Origin of the sequence: Saccharothrix sp. HUAS TT1 (assembly GCF_040744945.1) — a bacterium.
Taxonomy (GTDB): domain Bacteria; phylum Actinomycetota; class Actinomycetes; order Mycobacteriales; family Pseudonocardiaceae; genus Actinosynnema.
Genome location: NZ_CP160453.1, coordinates 4035818 through 4051082 on the forward strand (window position 1 = coordinate 4035818; position 15265 = coordinate 4051082).

General features: G+C 74.3%; 11 protein-coding genes and 1 pseudogene. 8 read left to right on the forward strand and 4 right to left on the reverse strand.

All coding sequences use genetic code 11. From position 1 onward, the window contains the following. Positions 1 to 76: 76 nt before the first annotated feature. The 7 genes from AB0F89_RS19795 (at position 77) to AB0F89_RS19825 (ending at position 9098) form a co-directional block, all read left to right on the forward strand. Entirely contained in the window at positions 77 to 361 is a 285-nt protein-coding gene (locus AB0F89_RS19795; protein WP_367138272.1) for a WhiB family transcriptional regulator, read from the forward strand. A gap of 11 nt (positions 362 to 372) precedes the next feature. Beyond that, positions 373 to 1239 (forward strand): MerR family transcriptional regulator, encoded by an 867-nt coding sequence (locus tag AB0F89_RS19800; protein ID WP_367138273.1) that lies wholly within the window; start codon positions 373 to 375, stop codon positions 1237 to 1239. 396 nt (positions 1240 to 1635) lie between these two features. Then, positions 1636 to 3090, forward strand: coding sequence for a family 43 glycosylhydrolase (locus AB0F89_RS19805; protein ID WP_367138275.1), 1455 nt, complete (start codon positions 1636 to 1638; stop codon positions 3088 to 3090). A gap of 95 nt (positions 3091 to 3185) precedes the next feature. Then, positions 3186 to 4631, forward strand: coding sequence for an RICIN domain-containing protein (locus tag AB0F89_RS19810; protein WP_367138277.1), 1446 nt, complete (start codon positions 3186 to 3188; stop codon positions 4629 to 4631). 97 nt (positions 4632 to 4728) lie between these two features. Then, entirely contained in the window at positions 4729 to 6051 is a 1323-nt protein-coding gene (locus tag AB0F89_RS19815; protein WP_367138279.1) for an APC family permease, read from the forward strand. A gap of 45 nt (positions 6052 to 6096) precedes the next feature. Further along, on the forward strand, positions 6097 to 8607 hold the full coding sequence (locus AB0F89_RS19820) for a molybdopterin oxidoreductase family protein (RefSeq protein WP_367138281.1): 2511 nt from the start codon (positions 6097 to 6099) through the stop codon (positions 8605 to 8607). After that, the gene (locus tag AB0F89_RS19825) at positions 8604 to 9098 is read left to right on the forward strand and encodes a hypothetical protein (protein WP_367138283.1); all 495 of its coding nucleotides are present in this window, start codon (positions 8604 to 8606) and stop codon (positions 9096 to 9098) included. Before AB0F89_RS19820 ends, AB0F89_RS19825 begins: the two co-directional genes overlap by 4 nt. Here AB0F89_RS19825 and AB0F89_RS19830 read toward each other — a convergent pair whose 3' ends face one another. The 3 genes and pseudogenes from AB0F89_RS19830 to AB0F89_RS19840 form a co-directional block, all read right to left on the reverse strand. Beyond that, positions 9099 to 9938 (reverse strand): hypothetical protein, encoded by an 840-nt coding sequence (locus tag AB0F89_RS19830; protein ID WP_367138285.1) that lies wholly within the window; start codon positions 9936 to 9938, stop codon positions 9099 to 9101. It lies immediately after the preceding gene. Continuing rightward, positions 9935 to 10285 (reverse strand): hypothetical protein, encoded by a 351-nt coding sequence (locus AB0F89_RS19835; protein ID WP_367138287.1) that lies wholly within the window; start codon positions 10283 to 10285, stop codon positions 9935 to 9937. Before AB0F89_RS19835 ends, AB0F89_RS19830 begins: the two co-directional genes overlap by 4 nt. Positions 10286 to 10363: 78 nt before the next feature. Continuing rightward, a pseudogene (locus AB0F89_RS19840) lies at positions 10364 to 11270 on the reverse strand (sigma-70 family RNA polymerase sigma factor). A 136-nt stretch (positions 11271 to 11406) separates the two neighbouring features. Between AB0F89_RS19840 and AB0F89_RS19845 the strand changes: the two are divergent. Next, positions 11407 to 11913 (forward strand): carboxymuconolactone decarboxylase family protein, encoded by a 507-nt coding sequence (locus AB0F89_RS19845; RefSeq protein WP_367138289.1) that lies wholly within the window; start codon positions 11407 to 11409, stop codon positions 11911 to 11913. Positions 11914 to 11948: 35 nt separating this feature from the next. Here AB0F89_RS19845 and AB0F89_RS19850 read toward each other — a convergent pair whose 3' ends face one another. Continuing rightward, positions 11949 to 15251: an ATP-binding protein gene (locus tag AB0F89_RS19850; protein WP_367138291.1), complete on the reverse strand. Its 3303-nt coding sequence runs from the start codon at positions 15249 to 15251 to the stop codon at positions 11949 to 11951. Positions 15252 to 15265 lie beyond the last annotated feature (14 nt).

The following is a 15265-nucleotide window of genomic DNA, read 5'->3' on the forward strand; positions in this document are numbered from 1 at the left end:
GAGTTGCATCGGTTTTGAGTCGATTTTAGGGTGGGCACGACAGCACCCCGCAGTCGACTCGAAGAGGACGTGCGCCATGCCCGAGCTCTCCCGACTCCCCCGCCCCGTCACCGAGTCCTGGGACTGGCAGATGTCCGGTCTGTGCCGCGGCATGGACAGCACCTACTTCTTCCACACGCCCAACGAGCGCGGCGCCGCTCGTGAGCAGCGCGAGGCGATGGCCAAGGCCATCTGCCGGCGGTGCCCGGTGATGCGGGAGTGCCGGGAGCACGCGCTGGAGGTGCACGAGACATTCGGCATCTGGGGCGGCCTCGGTGAGAGCGAGCTGAGGGCTATGCTCTCCGAACGCGCCAGGAAGTGAGCCGGGAGTCTATGAGCTGGACACCCCGCGCGGTCGCGGCGATGCTCGGCATCTCGCCCACCACGCTCCGCACCTGGGACCAGCGCTACCAACTGGGGCCGTCCGGCCGCACGGCGGGCGGTCACCGCCGCTACCGCGCCGACGAGGTCGAGCAGCTGCGGCGGATGGTCGCGCTCACCGCGCGGGGCGTCGCACCCGCGCAGGCCGCCGAGCAGGCCCGCCAACCGGTCCCGGACCGGCCGGAGCCGGTCAGGCCCGCGCTCACCGCGACCGCCGCCAAGGCCGCCCGGCGCGGCTTCCTCACCGCCGCCGACCGGCTGGACGAGCCGCTGATGCACCGGCTGGCGGTGGACCTGATCGCCGGGCACGGCGTCGTGGCGGCGTGGCAGTCGGTGCTCGCGCCGTGCCTGGTCGAGCTGGGCGACCGGGTGGAGCGGCGCGGCGCCGGGGTCGAGGTGGAGCACCTGGCCAGCGCCGGCCTGCTGCACGCGCTGCGGGCCGTGCCGTACCCGACCGGCGAGGGCGGGCTGACCGCGCTGCTGTCGTGCGCGCCGGACGAGCAGCACACGCTGGCGCTGGAAGCCCTGGGCGCCGCGCTGTCCGAAGAGGACCAGCGGTGGCGCAGCCTGGGCGCGCGCGTGCCGACGACGGCGTTGTGCGACGCGCTGGAACGCCTGCGCCCGGCCGTCACGGTGATCTGGGCGCACCACACCGACCTGGCCGCCGCCGTGCCGCTCGAAGAGCTGCGCCGCGGCGTCGACACGGTCGTGGTGGCCGCCGGCCCCGGCTGGGACGGCTGCCCGCTGCCCGCGTCCGTGCGGCGGCCGGCCACCCTGGCCGAGGCGGTGCGCCTGGTGCTCGACCAGGTCCGGGTCTGACCGCGGCCGGTCGCCCAGCCGCTCGCGGCCGGGACCTCTTCGATGCGGCGGGCCGCCGTTGTGAATGGCTGTGAGCGCTAACATCACAGCCGATCCGTCTTCCCGGGCCGATTTCATTCATGTGAACGACCTCTTGACACCATCGTGTGCCAGCTCACACACTAGCTGAGCCGCCGCGTGTTAACGCAAACATCACCGGGGTGCCGCCCGCCGCGCGCATCCCGCGATGGCCGCTGTCCGCCGGACGGCTCAACGGCGCCCGCGCCGGGGGCCGGGCCACCACCTCCGAGAACAGGAGAGGCGATGGAGCCGACCCGCTCGCACCGGATCACCGCCGCCCCGTCGACCCGTCCGGCCTGACCGCCCGCAGCCCATCCCTGCCACCAGGAGTGCCCGATGTCGCTCGCACACCGGAGGGGACGGCTCCTGCCGGTCCTCGCCGCCCTCCTCGCCGCCCTGTCCCTGACCGCGGCGGTCCAGCACCGCGCCGAGGCCGCGCCCGGCCCGTCGTTCAGCAACCCGGTCGTGCCCGCGCCCAACAGCGCCGACCCGACGTTGGTGCAGCACAACGGCCAGTACTACTACGTGGCCACGACGTGGACCTCGAACATCGTGATGCGCCGGTCGTCCACCATCGCCGGGCTGCGCAGCGCCCCGGAGCAGGTGGTGCACCGCGCCTCCGGCACCACGATGTGGGCCCCACACCTGGAGCAGATCAACAACCGCTGGTACCTCTACTACTCCGTGGAGCTGTCCGGCGCGCCCCGGCGCACCCACGTGCTGGAGAGCGCCGCGAACGACCCGGCCGGGCCGTACACCTACCGGGGCATCCTGAACCTGATGCCGAACAACGGCTGGGCGATCGACGGCGCGGTGCTCAAGCTCAACGGCGCGCTGTACTTCCACTACTCGGCCTTCCACGCCGACGGGTTGCAGTCGATCTACATCGCGCCCATGAGCAGCCCGACCTCGGTGTCGGCCTTCGGCACCCGGATCTCGGCGCCGACGCTGGCGTGGGAGCGGCAGGGCCAGCCGGTCAACGAGGGCTCGTTCGCCCTGCAGCGCGGCGGCCGCACGTTCCTGACCTACTCGGCCAGTTACTGCGGCACGGCCGACTACAAGCTGGGCATGCTGGAGTACCGGGGCGGCGACCCGCTCGCCGCGTCGTCGTGGACCAAGTTCGCCAACCCGATCTTCCAGCGCAGCGACGCCAACGGCGTCTACGGGCCCGGCCACCACTCGTTCTTCACCTCGCCGGACGGCACGGAGACCTGGATCGCCTACCACGCGAACTCCTCGGCCTCGCAGGGCTGCGGCACGACCAGGACGACCCGGGTGCAGAAGGTCTCCTGGAACGCCGACGGCACCCCGAACCTGGGCGTCCCCGTGTCCACCTCCACCGTCCTGGCCGGGCCTTCGGGGGAGACCGGCGGGTCCGGCGCCCGGGTGCGCATCCGCAACCAGCACAGCGGCCTCTGCCTGGACGACTACGAGTTCGTCACCACGCCGGGCGCGGAAGTGCGGCAGTGGACGTGCAACACCGAGCCCGTGCAGCAGTGGTACCTGACCGCGGTCGGCTCCGGCTACTACACCGTCGCCAACGGCCACAGCGGCCTGTGCCTGGACAACAAGGACTTCGCCACCGCGCCCGGTTCGGTCGTGCAGCAGTGGACCTGCAACGGCCTGACCGTGCAGCAGTGGCGGCTGACCACCACCAACGGCGCCACGACGCTGGTCAACCGGCACAGCGGCCTCTGCCTGGACAACTACAACTCCGGCGCCGAACCGGGCGCCGAGGTCCGGCAGTGGACCTGCAACGGCCAGGCCAACCAGCAGTGGGTCCTCGGCTGACCCCACCGCGGGTGGTGGAGACGCCGGCGCGCGGGCCCGGCCCACGCCGTGCGCCGGCCGTCCCTCCCCGCCGTGGGCCGGACAAAGGAGTCCAGATGTCCCGCTTGTCCCACCGGCGATGGCGTGCGGTGCTGACCGCCGCGGCCATCGGCCTGGCCACGACCCTGCTGCCCGGCGGCGTCGCGCAGGCCGCGCCCGTCACCGTCGACGTCGGCGTGCAGTTCGCCGACACCGGCGGCAACCTCGTGCAAGCGCACGGCGGCGGCGTGATCAAGGTCGGCTCCTACTACTACTGGTTCGGCGAGAACCGGCACCCGGACAACCTGTTCCGGGCCGTCTCGGTCTACCGGTCGACCGACCTGAAGACCTGGGAGTTCCGCAACAACGTCCTCACCCAGAACAGCCACGCGGAGCTGCGCACCTCGTGGGTGGAACGGCCGAAGGTCGTCTACAACGCGTCCACCGGGCAGTACGTCATGTGGATGCACTGGGAGAACGGCCAGCACTACGGCGAGGCGCGCGCGGCGGTGGCGTATTCGTCCACGGTGGACGGCAACTACACCTACCAGGGCAGCTTCCGGCCGCTCGGGCAGCACATGTCACGCGACATCACGCTGTACAAGGACGACGACGGCACGGCTTACATGATCTCGGCCGCGCGGGAGAACTACGACCTGCACATCTACCGCCTCAGCGCCGACTACCGCGGTGTGGCGCAGCTGGTCGGCAACCCGTGGCCGGGCGGCCACCGCGAGGCGCCCGCGCTGTTCAAGCGCAACGGCGTCTACTTCATGCTCACGTCCGGGGCTACGGGCTGGTCGCCGAACCAGGCGAAGTACGCCACCGCCACCAGCGTGTCCGGCCCGTGGAGCGCCATGCAGAACGTCGGCGACTCCACCACGTTCCGCTCGCAACCGGCTTACGTGCTGCCGATCCAGGGCAGCCAGGGGACGTCCTACCTGTACATGGGCGACCGCTGGGCCGGTGCGTGGGGCGGCCCGGTCGGGGACTCCAGCTACGTCTGGCTGCCGATCACGTTCCCGAGCGGCACCTCGATGACCCTGTCGAACGCCGACCGGGTCGTCATCGACACGGCGGCGGGCACGGTCGGCGCGGTCGCGTCGCAGTACAACCGCATCTCGGTGCGGCACTCCGGCAAGTGCCTCGACGTCTCCGACGTCAGCCAGGCCGACGGCGCGGCGGTGCTGCAGTACACCTGCGGCAGCGGCGCGAACCAGCAGTTCCGCCTGCAGGCGGCCGGTGGCGACTACTACCAGCTGGTCGCCCGGCACTCCGGCAAGTGCGTGGACGTGAGCGACGCGAGCACCGCCGACGGCGCGGCCGTCGTGCAGTGGAGCTGCAACTCCGGGCAGAACCAGCAGTGGTCGCTGGTGGACGCGGGGTCGGGCTACTCGCGGCTGGTCGCCCGGCACTCGGGCAAGTGCCTCGACCTGCCGAGCGGTTCGACGGCCAACGTCCAGTTCAAGCAGTACCCGTGCGGGAGCGGGCAGAACCAGCAGTTCCAGCTCACCCGCGTCTGAGGTCGTGGTGCGGGTCCTCCGAGGTCGGGGGACCCGCACCACCCCGGTCCGTCGCCCGAGGGGGCTTCGGCGGCGGGTCGGCGGGGTACTGGACGGCATGGCCACCTCGCTGAACCGGGCTGTCAGCACGCCCCTGCTCTACTTCTTCATCCTGGGTGACATCCTCGGCGCGGGCGTGTACGTGCTGGTCGGCTCGGTCGCGGGGGAGTCCGGCGGCGCGGTGTGGCTGCCGCTGCTGACCGCGCTGGGCCTGGCCGCGCTGACCGCCGGCTCGTACGCCGAGCTGGCCACCAAGTACCCCCGGGCGGGCGGTTCGGCGCACTACGCCACCAAGGCGTTCGGCCCGGCGGCCGGCTCGCTGGTCGGGTTCTGCATGCTCGCCGCCGGCGTGGTGTCGGTGGGCGCGCTGGCCAGGGCGTTCGCCGGGGACTACCTGCGGGCGCTGGTGTCGCTGCCGACGGTGGCCGTCGTGGTGGTGTTCCTGGCCGCGCTGGCGGTGCTCAACATCCGCGGGATCAAGGAGTCGCTGGGCGCGAACGTCGTGGCGACGCTCGTCGAGGTCGGCGGGCTGGTGCTGATCATCGGCCTGGGCGCGTGGGTGATCCTGCGCGGTGACGCCGACCTGTCCCGGCTGGGCGAGATCGGCGCCGGCGGGCACGGCGTCATCGGGGCGACGCTGGCCGGCACGGTGCTGGCGTACTACTCGTTCGTCGGGTTCGAGACGTCGGTGAACCTCGCCGAGGAGGTCGAGGAACCGCGCCGGTCCTACCCGCGCGCGCTGTTCGGCGCCCTCGCCACGGCCGGTGTCGTGTACCTGCTGATCGGCGTCGTCGCCGGCGCCACCGTGCCGACCGACCGGCTGGCCGCGTCCAGCGGGCCGCTGCTGGAGGTCGTGCGGCTGGCGGGCAGCGTGCCGGACTGGCTGTTCGGCCTGATCGCGCTGGTCGCCGTGGCCAACGGCGCGCTGCTGACCGGGATCATGTCGTCCCGCCTGGCCTACGGCATGGCCCGCGACGGCCTGCTGCCGTCACCCCTGGCCCGCGTGCTGCCGGGCAGGCGGACCCCGTGGGTGGCGGTCCTGGCCACCTCGGCGGTGTCGCTGGCGCTGGCGCTGACCGGCGAGGTCGCGGCCCTGGCCGAAACCCTGGTCCTCCTGCTGCTGGTGGTCTTCGTGGCCGTCAACGCCGCCGTCCTCGTCCTGCGCCGCGACGAGGGCGAACCCGACCACTTCCGGGTGCCCGCCGTGATCCCGTGGCTGGGGCTCGCCTCGTGCGCGCTGCTGTTCACCCGGATCGACGGCTCGGTCTGGCTGCGCGGCCTGGTCCTGATCGGCCTGGGCGTCCTGCTCGCCGCCGTCAACCTGGTCCGCGCCCGCCGCCGGGCGGCCGACCGGAGTCCGGACGCCTCGCCGATCGGCTGATTGGAGCACTACCCCGCGGGTACCCGTGCGCCCGTGGAGACGCCGGTGACCAAGCGGGATCGGATCGGGGAGCCCTGGGGTGGGCGCACGCCGTACGGGCGCGGGGCGGAGTGGCCGGTGCGGGTCGACACCCACCTCGCCGCCGGGGTCGGGGAGGAGCAGGTGGAGCGGTGGGTGCAGTCGGCGTCGCTGCTGCACTCCAACGGTGACGCGATGGACATCGCGGTGCGCGGCGGGGAGGTCGTCGGGGTTCGCGGGCGGGCGGTGGACCGGGTCAACCGGGGGCGGCTCGGGCCGAAGGACCTGTTCGGCTGGCAGGCGAACGCATCGCCCGATCGGCTGACGACGCCGTTGGTCCGGGAGGGCGGCGCGCTGGTGCCGACCGACTGGGACACCGCGATGGACCGGGTCGTGCGGCGCTCCCGCGAGCTGCTGGACGAGCAGGGGCCGAGCGCCCTGGGCTTCTACACCACCGGGCAGCTGTTCCTGGAGGAGTACTACACGCTGGGCGTGATCGCGCACGGGGCGATCGGGACCAGCCACGTCGACGGCAACACCCGGCTCTGCACGGCGACCGCCGCGCAGGCGCTCAAGGAGTCCTTCGGCTGCGACGGCCAGCCCGGCTCCTACAGCGACATCGACCACGCCGACGTCATCGCCCTGTACGGGCACAACATGGCCGAGACGCAGACCGTGCTGTGGGCCCGCGTGCTGGACCGGCTGGCCGGACCGGAGCCGCCGGAGCTGATCTGCGTCGACCCGCGCCGGACCGAGGTCGCCCGGCTGGCGACCGTGCACCTGGCGCCCCGGCCGGGCACGAACGTGCCCCTGATGAACGCGCTGCTGCACGAGATCATCCGCACCGGCCGGGTCGACCACGACTACGTCGAAGCCCACACCGTCGGTTACCGGGAACTCGCCCGACAGGTGGAGGATTACCCACCCGAACGGGCAGCCGAGCTCTGCGGCGTCCCCGCCGAGAGCATCCGCGAAGCGGCGCGCGTCCTCGGCGGCGCGGAGCGGCTGCTGTCCACCGTCCTCCAGGGCTTCTACCAGTCCCACCAGGCCACCGCGGCGGCCGTGCAGGTCAACAACGTGCACCTGCTGCGCGGCATGCTGGGCAAGCCGGGCGCGGGCGTCCTGCAGATGAACGGCCAGCCCACCGCGCAGAACACCCGGGAGTGCGGCGCGGACGGCGACCTGGCCGGTTTCCGCAACTGGGCCAACGACTCGCACGTCGCCGACCTGGCCCGGATCTGGAACATCGAGCAGTCGAAGATCCCGCACTACTCGCCGCCGACGCACCTGATGCAGATGGTGCGCTACGCCGAGCAGGGCACGATCCGGATGCTGTGGGTCAGCGGCACCAACCCGGCGGTCTCGCTGCCCGAGCTGAGCCGGATCCGGGCGGTCCTGGCGCAGCAGCGGCTGTTCCTCGTGGTGCAGGACCTGTTCCTGACCGAGACCGCCGAGCTGGCCGACGTGGTGCTGCCCGCCGCGACCTGGGGTGAGAAGACCGGCACGTTCACCAACGCCGACCGCACCGTGCACCTGTCCGACAAGGCCGTCGACCCGCCGGGGCAGGCGCGGCCCGACCTGGACATCTTCCTCGACTACGCCCGGCGGATGGACTTCCGGGACAGGGACGGGCAGCCGCTGCCGCAGTGGCACGACGCGGAGTCGGCGTTCGAGGCGTGGCAGCGGTGCAGCGCCGGCCGGCCGTGCGACTACACCGGCCTGAGCTACGCCAAGCTGCGCGGCGGCAGCGGCATCCAGTGGCCGTGCGACGAGGAGCACCCCGACGGCACCGAGCGCCTGTACGTCGACGGCGCGTTCTTCAGCGCGCCGGACTACTGCGAGGACTACGGCAAGGACCTGGTCACCGGCGCGCCCGTGGAGCCGACCGAGTACCGGGCGATGAACCCCTCGGGCAAGGCGGTGATCAAGGCCGCCGAGTACCTGCCGCCCCACGAGGCGCCGGACGAGGAGCACCCGTTCGCGCTCATCACCGGGCGCACCCTGTTCCACTTCCACACCCGCACCAAGACCGCCCGGGCGCCGCAGCTCGACGCCGCCGCGCCGCAGGTGTGGGTGGAGCTGTCGGCCGCCGACGCGCGGGAGCACGGCATCGCCGAGGGCGACGTCGTGGAGGTCACCTCGCCGCGCGGCGCGATCCGGGCGCAGGCGCGGATCAGCCACCTCCGCGAGCGGGTCCTGTTCGTGCCGTTCCACTACGGCTACTGGGACCTCGCCGAGGACGGCGGGAGGTCCGGCGAGGCGGGCGACCGCGCCGCGAACGAGCTCACCGTCACCGACTGGGACCCCGCGTCGAAGCAACCGCTGTTCAAGACCTCCGCGGCCCGCCTGACCAGGGTGGGGCCCGCCCCGACGCCCGCGCCCGCACCCACCAACACCGCCTCGCGCCCCGTCTCACCGGACGTCCCGGGCACCCGCGGCGGCGCGGACGCCGTGGCGGAGGAACGCCTGGCGCAAGAACGCCCGGCAGAGGAACCCTCGGCTGAGGGACGTCCGGACACCACCGGAGGCCCGCGGTGAAACTCGACCTCGCCCTGCGCGAACTGCACCGCTCGGAGCGGTCGCTGGCCTCGGATTTGGCCAAGGTCGCCGACCGGCACGAGGCGGAGCACGAGGTGCACCACGTCGCCCTCGACCTCGCCCGGTGGTCGCGGCAGCACGTGCACGACCTCGCCGGGATCGGCCCGCGCTACGGCCTCGACCTGGCGGACGACGCCGAGGACGACGACCGGCACGACACCGGGTTGATGACCGCCGTGCGGAGCAAGCTCAGCGAGTGGACCGGCCGCCACCCCGCGCCCGGCGTCGTGCTCCTGGCCGACCTCCGCCACCTGCACCGCACCGCCGCCGGCGTCTCCCTGGACTGGGAGCTGCTGGCCCAGGGCGCCCAGGCGGCCCGGGAGGCCGACCTGCTCGACCTGGCCGAGCGCTGCCACCCGCAGACGCTGCGCCAGGTGCGCTGGGCCAACGCCATGCTCAAGACCCTCTCGCCCCAGGTGCTGACCAGCTGATCAGGCGCCCTTGCGCAGGCGTTCGGTGATCACCCGGCCCAGCGCGGGCGTGACGACGCGGTCCGGCGCGGCCAGCCCCAACGCCTCCGCCACGTCGGCGGCGTGCAGGTCGTAGGCCGCCTCGACCAGCGCCGCGTACGAGTCCGCCGCCGCCCGAGCCCGGCGCCGGGCGGTGACGAGCACGACCAGCGCCACCGGCGCCACCGGCCACCACCAGGCGCCGACCGCCAGGTACGCGACGCCCCACGCGCCCAGCACCGCCGCGTCGCGCAGCGCCGCGCGGGCCGCCGTGACGTCGGCCCGGACCGCGTCGGACAGCACCAGCCACAGGCAGGCCCAGGTGAACGTGACGTCCAGGCCGTAGTGGCCGTGCACCCGCACGCCCGCGGCCCGCACCCGGTCGCCGACCCACGTGAGGCGGCCCGGCCGGGTGAGGGCCACCCGGTTGCGGTCGGCGGCGCGGTCGGCTTGCTCTTCAACCGGGGCCTGCTCGTAGGCGTCGTCCCGCCGGTCCCAACGCCGCTGCCTGCGCTTGACCAGCCACCGCAGCGGACCCCGCGCCCGGCCCAGCAGGACCGCCTCGACCAGGGCGCCCAGGCCCCGCGCGGCCAGTCCCACCGCCGACGCGGCGACCAGCAGCGCGACCGCCAGGAGCACCAGCCGGACCGGGGCGAGACCGCTCGGGACGGCGGCGACCAGCCGCCGCCAGTCCAGCGCGCGGGCGTGCCCGAGGGTGGCCGCGGTCAGCGCCGTCGCCAGGAACAGCACCCCCGGCAGCGCCAGGAGCGCGACCCAGCGCTCGGCGAGCTTCTTGCCCAGCTCGGCGAGGAACGCGGTCATCGACCGAAGCGCAGCGGCTCGTCGAACACGGCGCACTCGGGCAGCGGCCCGCCGGGCGCCCGGCGCTCCACCCGGTCGCACCGGTCGCGCGGGCACCGGTAGCCGCCCCGGGGCGGCGGGGTGGCGTCCTGGCCGACGAGCACCGCCGGCCCGCGCACGTCCCGCAGCTCGTTGACGGTCCGCCAGAAGTCGAGCACGGTCCGGGCGGGGTCCGCACCGGCCCGCAGCCGCGCGGTGACGTCGTCCAGCAGCGCCGACCAGCCCGCCACCGGCTCCGAGCGGGCCAGGTGCGGCAGCAGGCCGCAGAACTTCGCCAGCTCCCGCTGATCCGTTCGAGTGGTGTCCACGCATCCCCTCCTGGGCTGCCGAGCGGCCTCACAGGATACGCGGACGAGTGTCGTCCACTTTGGACCGAGAGGTCCCGGTCACCGCCCGTCGCCCCGCACCCCGGGCGCGGTCGGCGCGAGCCGGGCCAACCGCTCCGGGTCGGACAGGATGTCGACGGCCGTGATCCGCCCGTCGGCGACGGTGAAGCCGATGATCGAGAACAGCGCGCCGTCCACCGCGTTGACCAGCCCGGCGGCCCCGTTGACCAGCGCGGGCCAGGTGGCCGCGGTGGTGGCCATCCGGTGGAACACGGCGAGCCGGCCGGCCACCGCCGCCGAGCCGCGCAGGACCCGCGGGCCGCCGGGCAGCAGCGCCCCGGCGTCGGCGCGGAGCGTGACGTCGGGGTCGAGGACGGCCGGCAGCGCCTCGAAGTCGCCACCGCGGGCGGCGGCGAGGAAGGCGTCCACGACCCGGCGCTGGGCGCCCAGGTCCGGGGCGGGACCGGGCGTCGCGGCCCGCACCTGCCCGCGGGCGCGGCTGGCGAGCTTCCTGGCCGCCGCCGGGGTGCGGTCCACGATCGGGGGCGATCTCCTCGAACGGCAGGCCGAACACGTCGTGCAGCACGAACGCGAGCCGTTCGGCCGGGTTCAGCGACTCCAGCACCACCAGCAGCGCCAGGCCGACGGAGTCGGCGAGCAGCGCCCGCGCCTCCGGGTCGGCGTCGTCCTCGTGGCCGACCACCGGGTCCGGCAGGCGGTCCTCCAGCGGGTCCTCGCGCCGCAGCCGCCGGGAGCGGAGCACGTCCAGGCACACCCGGCCGACGACCGTGGTCAGCCGGCCGCCGAGGTTGTCGATGTCGGCGGCCCCGGTCCGCGCGAGCCGCAGCCAGGTCTCCTGGACGGCGTCGTCGGCCTCGGTCGGCGAGCCGAGCACCCGGTAGGCGACCGCCCTGAGGTGCGTGCGGTGCTCCTCGAACCGCCGGGCCAGGAAGTCGTGCTCGTCCATGGTCGGTCGTCCTCTCGCGTGGGTGGTCGTGGGTCTGACGAGCGGGACGCCCGTGATGTGACCACACGGGCCGCGGTCACATCCGCCGCGGCCCGTTCGTCAGAGCGGCGGAACGACAACCACCGGAGGAGAACCCATGAGCGCCACCACGACGACCGCGCGGGACACCACCCGGTCGCGGCTGCCCGACCCGACCGCCCTCGTCCCCGAGCTGGCCGAGGTCGGCGCGACCCTGTTCAAGGCGGTCGGGAACGGGTCGGTCCCGCGGACCACGATCGGCCTGGTGCAGCTGCGCGCCGGGCAGCTCGTCGGCAACACCTACCTGACCGTCCTGCACACCGGCAACCTGCGCGCGGCGGGGGAGTCCGAGGAGCGCGTCACCGCCGTGGCTTCGTGGCGCGACGCGCCCTGCTACACCGAGGCCGAACGCGTCGCGCTGGCACTGGTGGAAGCCGTCCTCACGCCGAACGCGCACGGCGAACGCGTCCCGGACGAGCTGTACGCCTCGACGTCCCGGCACTACGACGACAAGGCGCTGACCACGCTCGCCCTGGTGATCGGGCAGGTGAACTTCTTCATCCCGCTCGCCCTGATCGGCAGGCCGCTCCCGGGCATGTCGCCCGCGACCCAGTGGCGGAAGTGACCCGGTGGCGGAAGTGACCGCCGGCCGGCGGCGCCTCATCCCGAGGCGTCGGCCAGCAGCGCCTCCACCGCGTCGAGCAGGTCGTCCAGCCCGACGGGCTGGAGGAGGTAGTCACCGGCGCCGGCGGCGATCGCGCGCTGCCGGTCCGCCGGTGTCGCCACGGCGGACAGCACCACGACCGGCAGGCGGGCGAAGCGGGGGTCCGCGCGGATGGCCGAGGTCGTCGTCAGGCCGTCCACCTCCGGCATCGCCCGGCTGACGAGCACGAGGTCGGTGTCGGGGTGCTCGGCCAGCGCCTCGACGCCGGCCACGCCGCTGTCCGCGCAGACCACGTGCGCGCCGTGCAGCTCCAGCGCGCTGACCAGGGCGAAGGCGTTGCGCAGGTCGGAGTTGATCACCAGGATCGTGGCGCCGTCCAGGCGTCGCGCGCGGCGTGGGGCGGACGGCCGCGCCGGGCGTTCCGCGGTCCGGGCGGCGGCCGCGTCGGGGAGGGTGGACGGCACGACATCGGGCATGACGTCGGGCAGGTAGAGGGTGAACGTCGAACCGGCGCCCGGCGCGGACTCGACCGCGATGGCCCCGCCGATCGCCGCCGCCAGCTCCCGGCTGATCGCCAAGCCGACCCCGGCGCCGCCGTAGCGCCGGTTCGCCGCCCCCTCGACCTGCCGGAACGCCGCGAAGATGGCGTCGACCTCCTCGGCGGGCACCCCGACGCCGGTGTCGGACACGGCGATCGCGAGAACGCGGCCCGCGCTCCGCAGCGCCTCGACGTCCGGCAGGTCGCCGTCGGCCACGCCGAACCGGACCGCGACGCCACCCCGGTGGGTGAACTTGATCGCGTTCGACAGCAGGTTTCGCAGGATCTGCCAGAGCGCGGAGGAGTCCGTGACCACCGCGTCGGGAACGCCGTCGTCGATCGTCAGCGAGAAGTCCAGGCCCTTCTCCGCCGCCAGTGGCCCGATGAGCTCTTCCACGCGGGAGAGCACGTCGGCGAGGGGGATCTCGGACGCGGCCGGCGGCGGCCGGTGGCCGGACTCGATGCTCCCGATGTCCAGGAGGTCGTCCACCAGCTGGAGCACGTCCTGCCCGCAACTGAGGATCGTCCTGGCGTACTCGACCTCCTTCCCGGTGAACGTGCCGTCCCGGTTCCTCGCCAGCAGGTCGGCCAGGACGATGAGCGAGTTGAGCGGCGTGCGGAACTCGTGGCTGAGGTTGGCGATGAACTGCGACCGGTACGCCGAGACCTCGGCGATCTGGCGCGCCTTGTCCTCCAGCTCCGCGTTGGTCCGGCGCAGCTCGGCGGTGAGCCGCCGGGACTCGGCCAGCAGGTCCTCGGTGCGCTGCCGCTCCCGCTCCAGCTCGCGGATGCGCCGCCGCACGGCGGTCCAGCTGCGGGAGATCAACCGCACGACCGCGCTCGGGATGTCGGCGGGTCGTTCGGCGAGCCACTGCCGGGCTTCCTCGACCTTCACGTCGGACAGCACCTCGCCCTCCTCGGCGCGCTCCTCCATGACGGTGAGCCAGCGCTGGAACCGGGCGTCCTCGTCCACCCAGGACGCCAGCCGGGTCCACTCCCGGATCAGCGCCTCGTGCGCGATCTCCGCCGTGCCCGGACCGTCCGAACCGAGCACGACGAGGCGGTTCGCCGGCCGGGCCAGCGCCTCCGCCACCGCCCAGTCGTCACCGAGGTGCGCCCGCCGCACCACCGCGCGGGTCGCGCTCACCGCGCCGTCCCGGCTGCGCACCATGGCCAGCAGCGCCCGGCGGATCCGCGCCGGGTCCACCTCGGCGGACAGCGCGCCGTACACCCGCTCGGCGTGCCGGTTCAGCGCGCCGGCCACCCCGCCCAGCGCGTGGTAGCCGTCGAAGTCGAGCCTGCCGTCCCGCTGCACGGCCCACAGCTCGGTCAGCGTGAACTCCAGCAGCGGCAGCCCGCCTCGCCCCCGGCTCGCGTCCCGGGCGATGGTCCCGGCGAGGTCCGGCGCGTACCCCACGCCCCGCGCCGCCGCGGGCTCGGTGATCACCCGGGTCAGCGTGGGCACGTCCATCGGCGAGAGGTTCAGCTGGCGGCCCCGCAGCTTCCGGCCGATGCCGGGCAGGTCGAGCAGGGCGGGCAGGAAGTCGGCCCGCAGCGCGCACACCAACCGCACGTCCGACGACCCGCCGGAGGCGGCCGCGGCGGGCAGCACCCGGTCCAGGAACAGCGGGCCGTCCTCGGCGAGGTCGGCGGCCAACGCCTCCTCGAACTGGTCGGCGACCAGCGCGACCCGCCTGCCGGTCAGCACGGCCAGCCGGGTCGCGGTCTGCCACAGGCCGTCCCGGCGCACCCTGGCGGCGCGCTCGTCCAGCTCTTCGAGCGAGTGGCCGCCACCGGGCCGCTCGACGTCCAGCAGGGCCCGGGCCAGGGCGTCGAAGGGCGTCGAGCCGGGGCGGAAGGACGCGACCGACCAGCCGTCGGCCCGCAGGGCGGGCAGCAACCCGGCCGCGACCAGCGACGACTTCCCGACGCCGGACGGGCCGACGACGACGGTCAGCGGCTGGTCGCGCACCATCCCGCGCAGCTCGACGACCTCGTCCTCCCGCCCGACGAACAGGCCGGCGTCCGCGTCCGCCGCCGTGAACGCCTGCAGCCCCCGGTACGGGCAGGGCGCCGCCGCCCGCCCGGCCAGCACGTCCGGCCAGGCGGCGGCGACCTCGGCGATCGGCACCGCGTACGCGTCACCGGCCCCGCCCGCGCGGCTCGCCGTGATCAGCAAGCCGACCACGGCGTCGCCCCACTCGTCCCGGACGACCGCCGGCGCGCCGCTGTAGCCGGGCTGCGCGCGCAGCGCCGACTCGCCGCGGACGTCGAGCTGGACCAGGCCACCGCCCACGGCGCCGCGCAACCGGCACGCGCTCCAGCCGCCGTTGAGGGTCCGGGGCGGGCTGCCGGGGTAGCCGAAGAAGTCGACTTCCAGGCCGTGCGGGCTCCGCGCGTCCACCAGCCGCGCCGGCGCGGCGCCCTCGGGCAGGGTGTCCCCGCCGACCAGCACGAGCCCGGCCACGTCGCGCCCGGCCCGACCGGCCTCGATCGGCGGTTCCCAGGCGGCCACCCGGCAGTTGCGCAGCGGCGCGCCCTCGGCGTCGCCCAGCAGCGGGAAGTCCACCTGCACCCGTGCCGTCGAGTCCGGCGCGCCCCGCTCGCCCTCGTCCCGGCCCAGGGCGGCGTTGACGACGTGGGCGCAGGTCACGATGTGCCGTTCACCGACCACGAACCCGACCCCGACGGGCTCGTCGCCGCCGTGGCGCCGGATGCGCACGATGAACCCCTCGCGCCGGGCGACCACGGGTCGGGCCACAAGGAGCCTCCTGC

What these genes read in the sequence shown, in the direction of transcription:
- AB0F89_RS19795 (WP_367138272.1), top strand. Translation starts at nt 77, where the DNA reads ATGCCCGAGCTCTCCCGACTCCCCCGCCCCGTCACCGAGTCCTGGGAC.
- AB0F89_RS19800 (WP_367138273.1), top strand. Translation starts at nt 373, where the DNA reads ATGAGCTGGACACCCCGCGCGGTCGCGGCGATGCTCGGCATCTCGCCC.
- AB0F89_RS19805 (WP_367138275.1), top strand. Translation starts at nt 1,636, where the DNA reads ATGTCGCTCGCACACCGGAGGGGACGGCTCCTGCCGGTCCTCGCCGCC.
- AB0F89_RS19810 (WP_367138277.1), top strand. Translation starts at nt 3,186, where the DNA reads ATGTCCCGCTTGTCCCACCGGCGATGGCGTGCGGTGCTGACCGCCGCG.
- AB0F89_RS19815 (WP_367138279.1), top strand. Translation starts at nt 4,729, where the DNA reads ATGGCCACCTCGCTGAACCGGGCTGTCAGCACGCCCCTGCTCTACTTC.
- AB0F89_RS19830 (WP_367138285.1), bottom strand. Translation starts at nt 9,938, where the DNA reads ATGACCGCGTTCCTCGCCGAGCTGGGCAAGAAGCTCGCCGAGCGCTGG.
- AB0F89_RS19845 (WP_367138289.1), top strand. Translation starts at nt 11,407, where the DNA reads ATGAGCGCCACCACGACGACCGCGCGGGACACCACCCGGTCGCGGCTG.